Source organism: Bacillus sp. FSL K6-4563 (assembly GCF_038630405.1).
Lineage (GTDB): Bacteria > Bacillota > Bacilli > Bacillales > Bacillaceae > Bacillus > Bacillus pumilus.
The window spans coordinates 3626477-3643212 of sequence record NZ_CP152030.1; the positions used below are offsets into that span (position 1 = coordinate 3626477).

18 protein-coding genes and 1 pseudogene are annotated in these 16736 nt (G+C 38.6%); 6 read left to right on the forward strand and 13 right to left on the reverse strand.

Translation table 11 applies throughout. The annotated features are described in order from the left end of the window. Window positions 1-76: 76 nt before the first annotated feature. Complete coding sequence (locus tag MHH54_RS18440) at window positions 77-238, forward strand: hypothetical protein (protein WP_223251310.1); 162 nt, start codon at window positions 77-79, stop codon at window positions 236-238. A 4-nt stretch (window positions 239-242) separates the two neighbouring features. Here the strand turns inward: MHH54_RS18440 and MHH54_RS18445 are convergent, their stop codons facing one another. Next, entirely contained in the window at window positions 243-1223 is a 981-nt protein-coding gene (locus MHH54_RS18445; protein ID WP_106033090.1) for a restriction endonuclease, read from the reverse strand. A gap of 155 nt (window positions 1224-1378) precedes the next feature. Next, window positions 1379-2818 (reverse strand): 6-phospho-beta-glucosidase BglA, encoded by a 1440-nt coding sequence (bglA, locus tag MHH54_RS18450; protein ID WP_268494331.1) that lies wholly within the window; start codon window positions 2816-2818, stop codon window positions 1379-1381. A gap of 185 nt (window positions 2819-3003) precedes the next feature. Between bglA and MHH54_RS18455 the strand changes: the two genes are divergently transcribed. Then, the gene (locus MHH54_RS18455; protein ID WP_342500528.1) at window positions 3004-3714 is read left to right on the forward strand and encodes a GntR family transcriptional regulator; all 711 of its coding nucleotides are present in this window, start codon (window positions 3004-3006) and stop codon (window positions 3712-3714) included. A 39-nt stretch (window positions 3715-3753) separates the two neighbouring features. On the opposite strand, the gene MHH54_RS18460 is transcribed toward MHH54_RS18455, so the two are convergent. Continuing rightward, window positions 3754-4356 carry an Imm64 family immunity protein gene (locus MHH54_RS18460; RefSeq protein WP_342500529.1) on the reverse strand — a complete coding sequence of 201 codons (603 nt, stop codon included), beginning with the start codon at window positions 4354-4356 and terminating at the stop codon, window positions 3754-3756. A 173-nt stretch (window positions 4357-4529) separates the two neighbouring features. On the opposite strand from MHH54_RS18460, the gene MHH54_RS18465 reads away from it, so the two are divergent. After that, window positions 4530-5426, forward strand: a complete 897-nt coding sequence (locus MHH54_RS18465) for a PhzF family phenazine biosynthesis protein (RefSeq protein WP_342500530.1) — start codon at window positions 4530-4532, stop codon at window positions 5424-5426. A 40-nt stretch (window positions 5427-5466) separates the two neighbouring features. On the opposite strand, the gene MHH54_RS18470 is transcribed toward MHH54_RS18465, so the two are convergent. After that, a complete protein-coding gene (locus MHH54_RS18470; RefSeq protein WP_342500531.1) occupies window positions 5467-6339 on the reverse strand; it encodes a LysR family transcriptional regulator in 873 nt (290 codons plus the stop codon). Between the two features lie 139 nt (window positions 6340-6478). Between MHH54_RS18470 and MHH54_RS18475 the strand changes: the two genes are divergently transcribed. Together MHH54_RS18475 and MHH54_RS18480 are read left to right on the forward strand one after the other, a co-directional pair. Further along, window positions 6479-8125 (forward strand): DUF2075 domain-containing protein, encoded by a 1647-nt coding sequence (locus MHH54_RS18475; RefSeq protein ID WP_111913072.1) that lies wholly within the window; start codon window positions 6479-6481, stop codon window positions 8123-8125. Further along, window positions 8118-8423, forward strand: a complete 306-nt coding sequence (locus tag MHH54_RS18480) for a nucleotide pyrophosphohydrolase (protein ID WP_111913070.1) — start codon at window positions 8118-8120, stop codon at window positions 8421-8423. The genes MHH54_RS18475 and MHH54_RS18480 overlap by 8 nt, the downstream gene beginning before the upstream one ends. Window positions 8424-8511: 88 nt before the next feature. Here the strand turns inward: MHH54_RS18480 and MHH54_RS18485 are convergent, their stop codons facing one another. The 5 genes and pseudogenes from MHH54_RS18485 to MHH54_RS18505 all read right to left on the reverse strand — a co-directional run bounded on the left by MHH54_RS18485 (window position 8512) and on the right by MHH54_RS18505 (window position 10637). Continuing rightward, window positions 8512-9018, reverse strand: a complete 507-nt coding sequence (locus MHH54_RS18485) for an LURP-one-related family protein (RefSeq protein WP_044139087.1) — start codon at window positions 9016-9018, stop codon at window positions 8512-8514. Between the two features lie 187 nt (window positions 9019-9205). Further along, window positions 9206-9466: pseudogene (locus MHH54_RS18490) on the reverse strand (ATP-binding cassette domain-containing protein); the annotation flags it as partial. A 103-nt stretch (window positions 9467-9569) separates the two neighbouring features. Further along, window positions 9570-9824, reverse strand: coding sequence for an AbrB/MazE/SpoVT family DNA-binding domain-containing protein (locus tag MHH54_RS18495; protein ID WP_342500532.1), 255 nt, complete (start codon window positions 9822-9824; stop codon window positions 9570-9572). A gap of 239 nt (window positions 9825-10063) precedes the next feature. Further along, window positions 10064-10408, reverse strand: coding sequence for a DUF2178 domain-containing protein (locus MHH54_RS18500; RefSeq protein WP_106065903.1), 345 nt, complete (start codon window positions 10406-10408; stop codon window positions 10064-10066). Next, a complete protein-coding gene (locus MHH54_RS18505; protein ID WP_189282603.1) occupies window positions 10398-10637 on the reverse strand; it encodes a helix-turn-helix transcriptional regulator in 240 nt (79 codons plus the stop codon). The genes MHH54_RS18500 and MHH54_RS18505 overlap by 11 nt, the downstream gene beginning before the upstream one ends. A 218-nt stretch (window positions 10638-10855) precedes the next feature. Here MHH54_RS18505 and MHH54_RS18510 point away from each other — a divergent pair, with 218 nt between their 5' ends. Continuing rightward, on the forward strand, window positions 10856-11032 hold the full coding sequence (locus MHH54_RS18510; protein ID WP_342500533.1) for a hypothetical protein: 177 nt from the start codon (window positions 10856-10858) through the stop codon (window positions 11030-11032). A 69-nt stretch (window positions 11033-11101) separates the two neighbouring features. Here MHH54_RS18510 and MHH54_RS18515 read toward each other — a convergent pair whose 3' ends face one another. The 4 genes from MHH54_RS18515 to MHH54_RS18530 form a co-directional block, all read right to left on the reverse strand. Further along, the gene (locus MHH54_RS18515; RefSeq protein WP_342500534.1) at window positions 11102-11950 is read right to left on the reverse strand and encodes an MBL fold metallo-hydrolase; all 849 of its coding nucleotides are present in this window, start codon (window positions 11948-11950) and stop codon (window positions 11102-11104) included. Between the two features lie 59 nt (window positions 11951-12009). Next, window positions 12010-13839, reverse strand: a complete 1830-nt coding sequence (locus MHH54_RS18520; protein ID WP_342500535.1) for a hypothetical protein — start codon at window positions 13837-13839, stop codon at window positions 12010-12012. 314 nt (window positions 13840-14153) lie between these two features. Further along, a complete protein-coding gene (locus tag MHH54_RS18525) occupies window positions 14154-14942 on the reverse strand; it encodes a phospholipase D-like domain-containing protein (RefSeq protein ID WP_342500536.1) in 789 nt (262 codons plus the stop codon). Then, complete coding sequence (locus tag MHH54_RS18530) at window positions 14935-16731, reverse strand: DUF1998 domain-containing protein (RefSeq protein WP_342500537.1); 1797 nt, start codon at window positions 16729-16731, stop codon at window positions 14935-14937. The genes MHH54_RS18525 and MHH54_RS18530 overlap by 8 nt, the downstream gene beginning before the upstream one ends. Window positions 16732-16736: the final 5 nt, after the last annotated feature.

Here is a 16736-nt window from a genome sequence, read left to right on the forward strand (position 1 = left end):
TTATCTCTTTTCAACCTCTGCAACAATATGAGACAATGCTAACTAAAAACAAACCACTCTCAAAAGGAGTATCAATATGTATAAAAAAATCATTCCTGCTGTTATGGTGATATTCGGCCTTTGGATTCTTCTTCAAATATCCTTGAACATGAAGATCTTTCACAACCCAATGAACTATTTTGTCACCATTACCCTCTTTTTTCTTTGTATTCAGGCATTAATAAAACTTAAACAATAAAAAATCACTCAGGCACATACACTTTTTTCAAAGGTAATAAAGATCTTGTTTCTGTGGGCATATTCTCATACCAATGTACAATCAGATTGACGAGTTCTTCTAAGTCCAATAGATGAACTTCATTATGCTTCGCAACAGCTTTTGCATGAGAGGTAAATCCGCCAGTAGAAACAAATAAACTATTTGCATTCATCGGGTTGGCTCCTAATAATTGCTGCACTTCTGGTGCACTGGCTGAATTTTTTCGATGCTTGACTTGTACTTTAATAATAGGCTTTTCAAATCCAAATGCATCTTTATAAGCTAATACATCTACACCGCCGTCAGGACCTTTTGGACTCACACGAACATTGTATGACATAGCTTGCAGTAAGCCCCCGACTAAGTCTTGCATCTTCCACGGATCCAATTTATCCACCTTATCTGCAATCATCACAGTTGCTTTGCTGACTAAATCTTCAATAATTTCATCTTCCTCGGTTTCATCTTCGGATGCTGGTATAGAAGTAGGGTTTTTAAGTAGGTGTTCAATTTCTTCTCCCCAATCATCTACACGAAAAACAGTTGATATAGAACCGAGGCTGTTTTTAGCTGATTGGCTAAGAGAATCTCGTTTCACTGCAATTGGTTCCCAGTTGACTTGAATATGATTTGGATACATTTTATCCCCTGCTGCTTCATCAAAAAAATGTGGAGCAGTCACCGTACCAACTCGATATTCACGGCTTTCTTTTATGTATGTAATAATTCGATCTCCATTTTGAATTTCTCTACTAAACCTCCATACCTGACTAACCCAGCTTCTTCTTGTAAAAGGTTTGCTCTCGGCGAAGATGACATCAGCTCGGGCATTCATTTCTTGCTTTGTTTGATATTGTTTTGGATTACCTAATTTTGGCCAACCGATTGATGCTAACCCTTTCTCTTCCCACATCGGAATTAAATCATTCTGGTCGCCTGCACGAACCATCCACCATTTCGTCATTTATGATCTCTCCTATTCCACTCTTCCTCTTTCTTACTAGATTATAAGACTTATATCCAGTGAACAAAAGGATATACACACCAATTTTTCCGAAAGAGTGCAAAAACCCGAACAAGCATATACCACGCTCATCCGGGTTTCTATTTTTTCCTTTATTACACTTCTTCACCATTCGTGGCAATGACGTTTTGGTACCAAGTAAACGAATCTTTTTTGAGTCTCTTCATTGAGCCGTTGCCTTCGTTGTCGCGGTCAACATAGATCATGCCGTAGCGTTTTTTCATTTCACCTGTTGTGAATGACACGATGTCAATGATACCCCAAGGTGTGTAGCCAATCAGGTCAACACCGTCGTATTCGATGGCTTTTTTCAGTGCTTTGATATGAGAAGCGAGATATTGAATTCGTTCTGGATCATGAATGGAACCGTCTTCCTCCACTTGATCTATAGCACCAAACCCATTTTCAACGATGAAGAGCGGGATTTGATAACGATCGTAAAAACGATTCAACGTATATCTTAAGCCAGTCGGGTCAATGGACCAGCCCCAGTCACTTGATTTGATATAAGGATTGTCTACACCATGCGGAAGGGCTCCGTTGACAATGTCTCCGTCGTTATCAGACACTGCATCACTTTTAACTGTTGTCGACATGTAGTAGCTAAAGCCAAGATAATCTACTTTGCCTTTTCTTAAGCTTTCTTCATCGCCTTCTTCAAACGGAATATGATAGCCCTCGCGTTCGAATTCTTTCAGTGCATAGCTCGGATAGTAGCCCCGAACTTGTACATCTGGGAAGAAATAGCGTTGTCTCATATATTCTTCAGCAAGCATGACATCCTCTGGATTTGAGGAATACGGATAGATTGGTACGTGAGATACCATTGCACCAATTTGAAAAGCAGGATTAATTTCTTTGCCTTTTGCTACTGCCCATGCACTTGCTAGTAATTCATGATGTCCTGCTTGATACATGATTTCTTTGGCATTTTCGCCTTCTTTGACTGATACCCCTGAGTTTGTCCATAGGAACAGCGGGTTGTTGACATCCATTTTGTTATTGATTTCATTAAATGTCATCCAGTATGTGACTTTGTCCTTGTAACGATTGAAGCACACTTCAGCGAATTTCGCGAAGTATTCAGCGACTTTTCGGCTTCGGAATCCGCCGTATTCTCTTGCCAAATGAAGCGGCATCTCAAAGTGAGACAGTGTAATCACAGGCTCGATGCCATGCTTGAGCAGTTCATCAAATACATCATCATAGAATTGTAAACCTGCTTCATTCGGTTCCACTTCATCTCCCTTAGGGAAAATCCGGCTCCAGCCGATCGATGTACGCAGGCATTTTAACCCCATTTCAGCAAACATCGCGATATCTTCCTTATAACGATGGTAGAAATCGATTGCTTCATGGTTCGGATAAAATTTGCTGTCTTCTATCGTCTCCGTAATTTGTCTCGGTACTCCGTGAGCACCAGCTGTCATTACATCCACAACACTTGGGCCTTTTCCTGCTTCATTCCATCCACCTTCGAATTGATGTGCAGCTAATGCGCCGCCCCATAGAAAATCTTTTGATAATGTCATTATATATTCCTCCTATTTCACAATTGTTATCATGACGTCCGTTGGCTGTATCACTACTAGTATATGTACATTATAATTATACCGGTACAATTTATCAATACATATATAATTTCATTTAACATATCAAAGAAAAATCGGTATGTGCTATAATCAAAGACAATAAATCGTGAAAACAAAGAGGAATAGCTATGTTAAAGTATCAACAAATTGCGAGCGATATTGAAAAATATATTGTCACCCATGAGCTACAGCAAGGAGATAAGCTTCCTGTACTCGAAACACTCATGAGCCAATTTGCTGTGAGCAAAAGTACCATTATCAAATCGTTAGAATTACTCGAAAAAAAAGGAATTATCTATCAAGTGAGGGGCAGCGGCATCTTTGTTCGAAGACACCGGCGCAAGGGCTACATCAGCCTTTTATCCAACCAAGGGTTTAAAAAAGACTTAGAGGAATTTCAACTGACATCAGAGGTTTTAATGCTAGACACCATCAAGCCGTCCGAAGAAGCAGCGCTTAATTTGAATATTGAAGAAGATGAGGATGTTTTTTACCTCAAACGCATCCGTTACATCAATGGACAAACCTTATGTCTAGAAGAATCCTATTATCGAAAAACCATCATTCCCTATCTCAACACAGAAATTGCCGCTGATTCTGTTTTTAAATTTATCAGTGAAGGCCTTGGACTCAAAGTCGGCTTTTCCGATATGTACTTGCAAGTAGGCAAACTGAATGAAACCGAAGCAAAACACCTCGGCCTTAACCAAGACGATCCCGCTCTCCGCGTCGAAACCGTCTTTCATCTCACAAACGGCCAGCCTTTCGACTTCTCGAAAATCACATATAACTACATGCAATCCCAGTTTTTTATTCAGGCGAATAATTATTATGGGTGATGGATGGGAAAAGCCCCCTGTTATATTCAGGAGGCTTTTTTATTGTTCCCTTTCAATCTTTAAACATTCCCTCCTTCTTTTTTGAGAAGAAAGGCCGTCAATCGCCACATCACCATAATAAATGTCTATGTGACCTCCTTTGCCAATTAGAGCAACTGGAAAAGCATGCTGTTCTTGAAGGTACTTTTCGAACTCATCTGGATGAATCTCGACTTCAATTTCTTGTCCAATGAACGCATACTCAAACGGAAGCGTATGATAAAGTTCCACAACACACCGTATGATGTCCTGTTGAAGATGAACGACATCATGTGAAACAACCTCACCCCACTTTAAACAAAGAACGAACCCTACATAACCTGATTCTTTTTGTATGTTGATGGTCATCTCTTTTAGCTCAGAACTTAAGCCTGACAATTCAAACTCCATATAATAACCTGAAAAGGCATCGTCTTTGATGATATTCTCTTTTACATTGTGTTCAATCCACGTTTCGCCGTCAGGGTCCTGACTAAACTTTACTTTGGTCATAGATATGTCTTTTTGAGCTAGATAATCAGACAATTGGCGAAAAGTATTTGGTAAATGAATGGCCTCATAAAAAACGATGCCAATATTGATGTATCCACCTATAGCTATCATGCATCCCTCGCTTTATTTTTTCTTTCATTATATTTTACTCAAACCTGTATTCTGAGAAAACTCATCCCCTTACATGAACACCTCCGATTTAAAGTATCAAAAAGATTCATTTTACGAATGGAATGATGAAACTTATGATAAACGTAACAAGATTCTATAGGAGGATTCATTATATGAGAGACATTAGGGTGTATCATGTCGATGCGTTTACAACTGAGAAATTTGGAGGAAATGCTGCTGGGGTCGTGTTGGATGGTGATCTTTTAACGGAGGATGAGATGCAGAATATCGCCAAGGAGTTGAATTTACCGGAATCTGTCTTCTTGCTGCCTGCACATGATAAAGAAGCTGATTATCGGGTCAAATACTTCACACCGACGGAAGAGGTCAATTTCTGCGGGCATGCGACTGTTGGATTGACTTGGCTTTTGGCGACGGAGCTTGGGCTGGCAAAAGAGAAAACAGGAGTCGTGTTAGAAACAAAAATTGGCAATATTCCTGTTGTGTGGCACGAAGAAAATGACAAGGTCGTTGATGTAGAAATGACGCAGGTGACACCGAAGACGCGAGATTTTGTCATCGATTTAGAAGAGCTGAGTGACATGCTTGGTATCAGCAGTGACCGCATTGATCCATCTTATCCTATCAAATTAGCAAACACCGGAAACTGGCATCTTCTCGTTCCGATGAAGCACCAAAAGGATATCGATCAAGCAGCACCGAACTTAGCGGCTTTAGGGAAAATGAATAAAGAGCAGAATCTCACGACGACTCACCTTTATACATTTCATACCACAAAAGAATGTGATCTTTACACGAGAGATTTTGCACCTGGGATCGGGATACCCGAAGATCCGGTGACAGGGGCAGCAAACGGAGCATTGGCTGGCTATCTTTATTTGGAAGGTATCATTTCTCAGCAAGAAATCAGTCATCTGAACATTGCCCAAGGGGATGCCATCGGCAGACCTGGCATCCTTCGTATCACGGTCATTCCGAATGAATCAAAGCCTGTGATCAAAGTGGCAGGCGCGGCGGTTATCACTATTCGCGGCGTGTTGACCTTATAAACCATCAGCTTGAATGGGAGACATCTCGTTCAAGCTGATTTTACTTAAAATGATCTTTGACCGCTTCGATCCATCTTTTAGTCGATGGGGATGCTGCTTTGAATGATTTGAACGCCAAATTGATCTCACGATATACGCTTGTCTCAAGTGGAATGACTTTCGTATGAGACATCTGCGGCGGCAAAATTAATGTCGGAATGATGGTCACTCCGAGCCCTTCTTGAACCATAGAAATGAGCGTATTGTTGTCTCCAATTTCAAACAAAACTTGAGGCTTCACGCCTCTTTCTTTTAATAATTTCTTAATGAGCAGATCACAGCCCGCTTTTGGCATAATGAATGATTCATCATGGAACGAGTCAACTTCTATCACTTTCTTCGTATGGAAGCGATGATCCTCTTGCATGAGCACCACCAATTCATCTTGGAAAAGTGGAACAGTTTCAAATTCTCTTGATGGCTGCGTTAAAAAACCGACATCAACCGTGCCAGACGCAATCCACTCCTCAATCTCCTCATAACCACCTTCATATAACTCTACTTGGATATTGGGATACCTTTTTGTAAAGCGGTGAATCAGCTGCGGAAGCATTTTTGAAGAAAAACTGGAGAACGTCCCGATCTTGATACTCCCCACTTCCATCCCTTGAATTAGCGCCGCCTCCTGCTCAAGCAATGACGCATGATGAATGATTTGCCGAATATGCGGCATCACCCGCTCACCTGCGTCCGTTAACGAAAGCCCGTTTCGATTCCGCCGAAGCAGCACAACCCCTAACTCTGACTCAAGCTTCGCAATATTATGACTGACTCCAGACTGCGTCAGTCCAAGCTTCTCCCCGGCTTTTGTAAAACTGCCGCACTCGACGACTGTTAGAAATACTTTGTATTGGAATGTGATCAGTTTGGTCACCTCGTATTTTCATATTGTAAATTAAAAAATAAATCAATGTCTGATTTATCTCGAGATTCAATTTTCACTTATAACCACTGAGATATTTTGCTAAATTTATGATACGATAATAGGCAAAAAGACTACAGGGGCTTGCTAAATGAGTGAACTTATTATTGAAAAACGCGATTTTATGACAGATCAAATTCTTTCTTTACGAACAACCGTATTTCATAATCAACCTATTGTCTATATTCTTTATGATGAAAAGAAGAAACCATCTGCTTATATTGGTCAGTCAGTCCAAGCTAGTAGACGTTTGAAAGATCATTTGAAAGACCAGAATAAGAATAAACTAACCAAAACCATTCTGATCGGACATGAACGCTTTCATCAATCTGCCTCTTATAATATTGAGACAAATCTCATAAACTACTTTATTGCAGAAAATCGTTTTCAATTAAAAAATGTTAGCCAGACACGATCGAGAGAGATGCACCATTATTATCAGAAAGACTTTTACAATGAATCTGTCTTTAATGAGGTATGGACGCAACTTCAAAAAGAGGAGATCGTTACTCATTCAATTGAAACATTAAAAAATAGAGATATTTATAAACTGTCTCCCTATAAAGAATTATCACCACAACAAGTAGAAATTAAAAATGAAATCTTATCTTTTTGTAATGAGTATATCAAACAGTCCGGTCACCATGTGATTTCGATAGAGGGTGATGCAGGAACTGGGAAGAGTGTTTTACTAAGTTCTCTCTTTAATACGATTCAAGATTTATCAAATGATATGGAATCTGTCTTAAACAAAAAGAACAATTATTTACTTGTGAATCATGCGGAAATGCTTAAAACATATCAAAACATCGCAAAGAGTTTGCCAAATCTGAAGAAGAAACAAATTATGAGACCAACCTCGTTTATCAATCAGTTGACAAAGTCAGGTGAAATGGCTGACATCGTGTTAATTGATGAAGCTCATCTTTTATTAACAAAAGATGATAAATACAATAACTTTCATTACCAAAACCAACTCGAGGAGATTATCAAACGAAGTAAAATCACCATTGTCATTTTTGATCCAAAGCAGGTACTCAAAATTAAAAGCTATTGGAATGAAAAATTACTCGAGGAAATAACAAACAGATACCATGCCAAGACTGTGAAACTTACAGAACAGATGCGTATGCATGCTGATACTGATACGTTGAAATGGATTGACCAGTTTGTCTCAAAACGATTATTAACTCTGCCTAAAAAACAGGAATCTTTCGAACTCAAAATTTTTGAGAATCCTAATCAATTTAAAACTGCCATTCAAGAAAAAGATAATGAAGTAGGCCTATCCCGCATTGTATCTACCTTTGACTTTTTACATAAAAAAGATGGAGCTGCCTATATCGTAGATGAAGACGGTATCAATATGCCCTGGAATTTTACAAATGATAAATGGACATGGGCTGAACATGCAGATTCAGTTAGAGAAGTGGGCTCAATCTATACGGTTCAAGGATTTGATTTAAATTATGTCGGCGTCATACTTGGCCCTTCTATCAGCTATGATGAAGAAAAGGATGAACTTCTCATAGACACGTCAAATTATAAAGATACAGGTGCATTCACAACAAGAAGTGACATGTCTGCAGAGGAAATCAAACAGGCAAAAGAAAAAATTATACTAAACTCGATTAACGTTCTGATGAAGCGAGGCATTCACGGGCTTTATATTTATGCAACAGATGAAAAATTGAGAAGGAAATTACAAGAGATAAATGAGGGAGGCAAATATGACTGAAATCAAAGATTTAATACATTCGATTAACCAATTTCGAGATGATCGAAACTGGAGACAGTATCATAATCCAAAAGACTTGGCCATCTCAATTTCGATAGAAGCTGCTGAACTGCTTGAAGACTTCCAATGGAAAAGTAATGAAGATGCTCTTGAGGCGAACGAAGAAAATATCAAAGAGGAAATAGCAGATATCTTAATATATTCTCTTATGCTTTGCTCAGACCTTCATCTAAATGTGCAAGAAATAATTGAAGAAAAATTAATAAAAAATGGAGAGAAGTACCCCATTGAAAAGTAAAGAAACATGATTCGTTCTACTGATTAATGAAGAAGAGTGATGCCCTACCTCTCTTCTTCATTTCATTATACTTTAAGAACATATTTGTCTAATTCGTCGTTGTCGACGACGAAGACCTAGACGCTGCTTCATCAGCCTTCACACAATCAATCGCAACAACGAGCGCAATCATCACAGGCTCCATCTCTTCTTTTAAAATATCAACCTTATAGCTGTCACCCCAAGTAAACCATTCCTTCTTCACCTGGCCGATCACTTCGCCGCTTTGCAGCACTTGGAAATTCATATCCCACCAGTTACCCTGCACTTCTACACCCGCAGCATCAATTGAATATTTTGCTTTAAAGAACGTAAACTCTTTTTTGATCGTCAATACTTCTTGACCACCAACTTCTACTAAAAACTTCGGTAAAAAGCTAAACATTTTCTTCGTAATCACAGCAATTTCTTCTCGTTCTGTATTCAGAATGGTGAACGTCTTCGGCACTTTCATAAAGCTGCCCTCGACTACATACACATCGTTCTCCTGCTGATCCTTTACCGTAAACCTGCCGCTTAGACTAAATACCTTTTGCTTCATATAGAGTTGTTTCATATGTACCTCCCTCTACTCAAATGACAACTTCATTAAAGTTTATCATACAGAAAAAGGCCCGGATAACCCAGCTGTAAATTTCTTCACAAAAACTGTATCAAACTAAGCGTTTTCCCCATTCATTTTCTTTTTAAAAGCAAAAATGGAAATAGCTACTATCACAAACATATATCCGATCACCCACCACTACTGACGTTTCCTGTGGTGAAACATTAATCTGTTTTTTTACTGCGTAGGGATTAGAAACAATACTGTTACCAAGGATCGTTGCATCGCCGGTAGTAGGGATACTAAGACAGGTCAACATCTTGATCGTTGTCGTTTTACCGGCACCATTCACTCCAAGTAAAGTAAAAAGTTCGCCTTGTTCAATTGAAAGATTAAGAGAATCGACTGCAATCTTTTCTTCGAATTTCTTTGTTAGATTCTTTGTTTGAATCGCAATCATTCCTCAGCCTTCTGACCTTCCTGTGCCTTATATATCTGATCAGCAAACTGCAAGAAGTCCTCATTTCTTACAATGGCAATTCCTTGAGCTTCATCGCCCAACATCACAACAAACTGTCTCCAGGACAGATGTTGAATATCTCCCTCGCTTTTTTGGGAATGACAATTTGCCCGCGTTCGCCAACCTTCACAAGTCCAAACATGCGTTTCCCTTTTGGTTTCACCCCTGCCACTTCTGTACCATCCAAATTATTCACGAGATCATCCAAAGCAACGCCATATAATTCAGCCAAAGCCTTTGATATCCGGTACAGTTTCTCCCGATTCCCATTTCGCAACAGCTTGCCTTGAAACACCAATTTTCTCAGCCACTTCTTCTTGTGTAAATCTGTGTATTTTTCAAATTCATCTTGATCATGTTGTTCACACCCTTCGATACCATTATATAAAACTTATTCCCATCATCTACCAACTGAACATGACATCAGAAGTTATCTTCAAATTACATTTGGTTAAATGCCTAAGTTTAATTAAAAAGACCCCTCGAACTTAGTGGAGGGGACTTTTTGTGAATTCAGCTTAAAGCGAATTGATATCTTTAGCTAAAATCTTTCTTATATCGAACGGCTAGATAAACTCCTGAAGCAAGAACTACAATAGAGTATTTAAATAAAAAGAAGATTTGCCACATATATTCCTTTGGAAAAATCACGTCACATAAAATGACTCCGAATAACATGTAGAGGCAACATTTTAAAGTAATTTGATTTGTCCTCTCATCACTCTTTCCAATTCGTTTAAGGAATATAAATGTTAAAATCAATCCCACTGAAAGCATTGCAAACCCAATACCAAGAAGCATGTTCCAATTACCAGTTGATGTCTCCACCCAGGTTTTTAAAGGATAAAAGATTGTATTTGTAAGAGATGCCTTATTTTCCATTCTTCTCATTTCCTTTCACATAAGTAAAAATATCGTTAACATCAACTTTGAAGAAATTCGCAATACGAAAAGCTAACAATAAAGTAGGAACATAATTTCCTTTTTCCATTACGAAAATGGTTTGTTTAGAAACACCGACTTTCTCAGCAAGCTCTTGCTGAGACATTCTGGAAAGCACCCGATATTCATAAACCTTATTAGATATCGAATCACCAAAATCTCCCTTCATATCCATCACCTCTTAAAAAAATAATAAACTAATCATTTATAAAAGTAAAGTAAACTTATACAAAATAATAGTATATTTTTTCGAAGGGGGATTTATTTGAAGATAATTTCTTGATCTTTAGTCAAACACACTTGTGTCACAATCGGGTTCAACAGAAGGAATAGGCCGTTTTTTTGATTGGACAGTTCACTATCCTGAACATTTAACAGCAGTAAAAGATGATACAGAAAAAAATGGTCTTTCTAGAACAGACTGTTGAATTTAAAGGAATTATCCGTATTGATGAGAATGATGAACTGCAAATTATGCCGACTTGGGATTGTGTCATTATTATTAATGCCAAAAACACGTCTGTCACAATTCGTGTTGCAGAAGATGTTGTAGGTTTACTATAAAAAATAAAAAAGTCTCATTTGAGGGAAATCGCTCAAATGAGACTTTTTCTGTTTAGTTACCGCAATCATTTAATAACCATTTACAAAGTAAGCAATCGTTTCTAATTCATCTTCTTTCAGTTCTCTGTTCACGTACTTTTGATATTCATTCGTGATTCTCTGCTGATCTCCACCATAAAGATCAGTGAATTTCGCCATCATCCTAAGCTTGTCTGTTTCCTGACGAAACTCTTCTTTTGACCACGGCCGTTGATGTGAAGGAATATACATATCGGCATCAAATGCGTCTAACTCATCTAAAAGACGCAAAATTTCTTTCACCGTATAATGTACTTTTTCGGCATACATTTTCGGATAAATGCAATCACCAAGAAACAGGATTTTTTCTTCTTTCACATACACGATCACTGAATCTGCAGCATGATCGCCTCCAACATGTTGCACGACGCAAGTAACCCCGCCAAGATCAATTTCCATCCGACGGTCAAACGTGACATCCGGTAAAACCACCTGAATGTCTCGATGATCCTGATACTCTTCTTTTATCGCCTTCGCGCAGAACTCAATCTCCGTTCCTTCCCTCACCCGCTCATCAATCGCCTCATCTGACCAAGAAAACGGAAGAAGCTTCTCCATTTCCTTTCTGGTTTTTGCAGAAGCAATTGAAATCGCACGAAACAACGCCGGCAGACCAAAAATATGATCCCAATGCCAATGCGTGAGGACAACCATATCGGGCGTGGCGTTCTCGTGTTTTAAAGTTTTTTGGATAAAATAGTTCGCATGATCTTCTGAGTTTCCGGCATCGATCATTAATGTTTTGTTATTGCCTACGACCATGCCTAGGATGGGGCGGTCGGTGAGTGATACTGGTGTGATGTAGGAGAAGGTTTGGCCTATTTTTTTGATTGTGTGCATGGTGTGCCTGCTTTCTAATATTCAGATTTTATTCTCGTAGTGCGAAGGTAAACCGAATCCTATTTCTTTAATAAGTATTTGGCTAACTTTCGATCTTCCTTATCCTTTGTCTTCACAGCAATATGTTCAATCGATTCTCTTGTGGCCGCTTGCTGCGAATACGAAGGAGACCATTCTTTTAATACACTTAAAGCATGATAATGTAAATTTCCATCATCTGATCTAAGTGCAGCTTGAATCAATGACAATCCTACACCTTCGTGTTCATATAAATCTTGCACAATATATTGTAGACAAGCCACTTCATCATCGGAGAGGTTTGATAACGATAAATGTGTTTCTGCAAATGTGCAAAGCTCTCTAATATGCTGGTGATGATTTGTGTCCATCACAGCAAAGTATATTTCACTATTTGCCGGATCTTTCTCAAGTAAAGCAAATAGATGTTCAATCACATCTAAACGATAAAAGAGAGCGATTTTAAGTGCTTGAGAGCTAAAACTCTGTTGTAACGTATCGTTTGCAAGCTTTGGCCATCTACTGTCATTGATAAACGGTTGAACCGCCTCTTGGACAGCCTCATGTTCGTCCTGTTTCCATGAATCATTCAATCGGTATTCCCAAATCTCTTGATCATCATTTAAAAACTCATTTATTTTCAAAATTGGATAAAAGTCCTCAATTGCTTGGCAGTGCTTATGAGCATGGTGAATAAATCGGCAGAGAACTGAGCTTGCATTTGGATACTCATCGATTCCGTAGATAGAAACCTCATCTTCTAATAATGCTTGAATGATGAGACTCGCTCCATCATATAATTCTTTGGAAATTTCATCTTCTGATAAAGCGGTTTCTAGATCACCATTAAGAGCGCAAGTATAAGCTGAGTATTCATTCATGATTGTATTTTTGCAGCCCTTTGTTAGTAACCAACGTTTTATTTCTGGCGTCGATGCTTCCAATTGCTCAACAGCCGAAATCTTCCCCCATCCATCAACGGACTTTGCAAGACGCCAGACATGTTCGTTTCCTTGAATTGTGCCATTCTTCAATGCAAACACGACATAAGAAGTAAATTCTTCATGCATTCCTAACGTGAATAAGAGCTCTTTGTATTTTTCGCAGTTCGTACATCCCAATATCGTGACCGCAAATTTGACGACCTCCCGATGTGCTGCATGTTCAAGAAGCCATAACGCTTCTTGCTGCACAAGTGACTCATCCCATTGTGTTTGTTGAAATCGTTCAATTAATTCACTACTACGGCTCGCCATATTGTTAGAAATAATTTTTTCATATGTTTTCTTTCTTGTTTCATTTGTAGGATGATTTAGTTGTTTTTCAAAAAGCTTCAATAATTTCTTCACATAAAAAGAGGAAGGTCGTTCATCTACATGATAATCAGATAAACCGGGAGCCAATCGTGGTTCATTGTCGTCAAATAAAAAGTCTTCATCGGGTAAACGGTCGTCTACTATTTTAAGATGTGTTTGAATTTGTTGTTGAATAAAGGGGACGATTTTCTCTTTATGATCCCATGGGAGAAATTCTATCTTCATTGAATCATCTAAAACCGTTTCATGATCTACTTTCACAATACAACGAAATCGTACATAACCGCCAAGTTTAACGGACACCTTGTGTTTAATACCATCATGAAATTCCAATATCCCCGACAATTTCGAGTATGGAATCATTTGAGACAATACACTTTTTCGCTGTTTTCTATCAACTGTCATGCCATCAATGATTAGTTGCTCTTCTTTTATTTGGTTTATAATTTCTATAGAATGCCCTTTATAATCAATTTTCCATGTTTTATTTATTTCTTTTTCTACGTCTTTTATTACGTTACGCATTTCACGTTTAAAGTCAGCTTTGAAGCTCATGGAAGTCTCCTTTTTTCTATTTATCTATGCTAATCTGCGTTATGAATGCCTAAATTCTAAATAATAGGGTATGGAGGAATGAATAACTCTCCATACCCTTCTAATATAAAACTTTGGCGGACAATAACCCTACAAAGTTCCCATAAAATAATTTTTTGCACATTTTCTACTTCACTTCTGCTTTCATTTTGTCTTCCCCAATTACCTTACTTTCTCCTAAATAATTCAATAATGCTTGACAAGCTGCTCGGTCTTTCCCCACTGACAAACAAAAATAAGAACCTTCAAACTATCCATAGTGACTTCCCAACAAACTAAAATATTTTTTTGATTTGATTATTCTCCAATAAAGAGCGAAATTGCCTCCAGAAAGTATTGACGACTTCATGTTGCTCGATTATCACACCTGTTTCTATATTTTTCACAAAACCATGATAAGAAAAATTTGCTGATGTTAACAACATTTTTCTCCGGTCTGTAATGATTAATTTTGAATGAAGACTGGTATAACCAGTTGAATTATTCCCCAACCAGCTGTATATATTTAATAAATGCAGGCTGTCTTCATTCCAATTATTTTTGAGTGTCTGAAAGTTTCGCTCTTCATTGTTTACGATGAGCGTGATACGGCAGTTCCTTTTTGCTGCATCTAATATGCTGCTCAACACATGTTTCAACTCACCATAGCTAAATGAAAAGCTGTAACCGACTATAAAAATCTCTTGGTTTGCGGCATCAATCAATTCTTTAACTGCTGGAAATGTTTGTGTAGAAATCAATTGATTTTCGTAAACTGGTCCTGTCCACACTGGTGTAATAAGCGGCTGTGTATCCAATGTATATTGAGCCATTTCATATGCAACTTGTAAATTATCAATTAATTGCCCAGTGCTCATCTGATTTTTCGATGCCGCTCGTATAATTTCATACACTCCATGTTCAAAACTAAATGGAAAATTAATCTCTGATTGGGGCATATGAGACGATTCCTGCATTTCTAAGGAAGAGAGTTCCTTCATCCATTGATGAAAGAACTCATGATTTCCTTCTTGTAGACATTGATGAACGAAACGTACAATCTCCGTTATAATTATCTTATCCACCAAAAAACGCCCTATCCTTATTTGCAATGGTTTCTACTAAAAGCGCTCGATCCAAATATCTATTTGAGCTTTCACATGAAATCTCTGAAATGAGCATACAGCTATGACATGCTGCACCATTTACATTAGTCAGTGTATGCTCATCATATTCGCCACATTGTGGATCTCCCGAACAGTAACCAGCAGCTGCCAAAGCCCTTGCCATGATGGCTTCAAATTTGGCTTTATTACCCAGTTCTACCAGTCCTCCAAGACTCCCTTCAGAATCGACGGTTGATGTGTAAATGAGAATGCCTGCCATACCTGCCTCTTTATCAGAGTAAATTCTCTCTTTAAGAGCGGAAGATGAGTAGCCAGAGTGCAAGGTTAGTTCTCTTATGAGGGCGTGAGAGAGCGTGTGCAATAATACATATCGCAATCCTTTAAAAGGAGGAATGGCCTCTTCGGGCACGTCTCTTTCCTTGTACATATTTTGATGGGCCCCTTCTACAACTGCCGCATAATCTCCCTTGGTTTCTTCCCATTCGTCTAACTTCTCTGTATTAAGTGTTAGAAAGATTCCTTCCCCATATGTTTCCACACCAGGTAGCCAATCGGAATCTTTATCTGCACTGATCGGCGCCATTTCTACCGCGTTATTCAGCTCTTCTTCTTCAGTTTTACTGGATAAGCGTTCTGTTACATCTGGCGCGGGATGAATCCTGGTAAATCCTCTCAGTACCATTACTTCTTTCAATCGCTTTACTTGAATTAAATTGGATACCAAACCTGAAAAGCGTTCCGGTACATCTGCCGCTTCGACTTCAAAATCTCTATGTTCATAGTTGTATTGCTCTGTTAGCAAGGCGTTGTATTCCGGCCTTCTCAGGTCGTCATCGATTTCCGCTGTGTTTGTACCGTCTTTCAACTGCTGTACAACCTTCCAAACCTTATCCAAGCCAAGCCTTTTAATATCAGGCTTCCTTGAATTAACAGAATCGAAAACTTTTCTATTTGTTACAAGTTCTTTATCAGTAAAATCGATATTCGCCTTAATATAATCCCTTAAATCTGAATCGGTCTGTTGCGGTATAACAATAGAGCTCTCCACCACAGAGAAATATATATTCGACGCACCACGCAGAAGCAATTTTCTTTGCTCTTCACACATATCATCACGATCGTTCAGCCATGGTCTTCTGCCACTGCAATGCCCCAAAACATTCTTCTCAGATAATGCATCGCTGATCGACCTTTTCTTTTTGCATGTTTTACATGAGACAATTAAGTCCTTCAGAGAACCTGTCTCACCCTTATCTTCTAAGTATAGTTTGCATTCTTTTGAATCAAATGCATCATTTTGGTGCACATAAAAAAACCACGGAAAATCATCAATGTGACCTTTCTTACATGCAGTTATAAACCGGACTGGGTGAGTTTTCACTGTCGGACAAGGTTCATCCTTCCCATTATCGGGATTCTTACAATATAAAACATTCTTTTCTTCAAAAAAGTCTCTACCATTACGTGTACCCAACTTTCTACAATTGGGACAGACATGGTACCCAGGGAAGCGATAGGCTGGAAGTGTAGCTTTCCTTTCACCTGTAGGGATTGATTTGATCTGTTTAATCCCAAGTTTCTTTTTCAGTCTATGCTCTTCAATATCTGGAGCTTGGGACACATGTAAGTTATCCCATTGATCTGTTCCAGCCATAATCACGGAGTAGTTCGGTAAATCCACAATGGCACCGGGTCCAAATGTCGTAATAAATTGGCTCGGTCTAAGCTCCCCGACTCGATCAGACATATCGC